Annotated in this window: 1 protein-coding gene; it reads right to left on the minus strand. The window is 53.9% G+C overall.

What is annotated here, in order from left to right; genetic code table 11:
• A partial coding sequence (locus S1OALGB6SA_RS02055; RefSeq protein ID WP_503465864.1) for an NHL repeat-containing protein occupies window positions 1-536 on the minus strand: 536 nt, incomplete at both ends.

A 536-nucleotide genomic window follows, 5' to 3' on the forward strand; every position in this document is an offset into this window, starting at 1 on the left:
GACATTGCCGGATGAGTCCACAGCCACTCCGGTGGGGTTTTTAAACTGCGCCGTGGTGCCGGCTGCATCCTTATAACCTGACCTGCGGCCGGCTATGGTGCTTACCACCTCCCCCGGCGTGATCTTCCGGATACGGTGGTTGACATAATCTGCCACATAAATATTGCCGGATGAGTCTGCAGCCACGCCGGTGGGGTCGTTAAACTGTGCTTCTGTGCCGGTGCCATTTGCAAAACCCGCTGTGTCAGTGCCGGCTATAGTGCTTACCATTCTATCCTCTATTCTATCTGCCGGCGTGACCTTCCGGATACGGAAGTTGAATAGATCTGCCACATAGACATTGCCGGATGAGTCCACAGCCACTCCGGTGAGGTAGTTAAACTGTGCTTCTGTGCCGATGCCATTCTCAAAACCCCGCGCGTCACTGCCGGCTATGGTGCTTACCATTCTATCTTCTATTCTATCTCCCGGCGTGATTTTCCGGATGCGACTGTTGCCAGTATCTGCCACATAGACATTGCCGGATGAATCCACAG

Origin of the sequence: Olavius algarvensis spirochete endosymbiont (assembly GCA_900608495.1) — a bacterium.
GTDB lineage: Bacteria > Spirochaetota > Spirochaetia > DSM-2461 > DSM-2461 > UBA2779.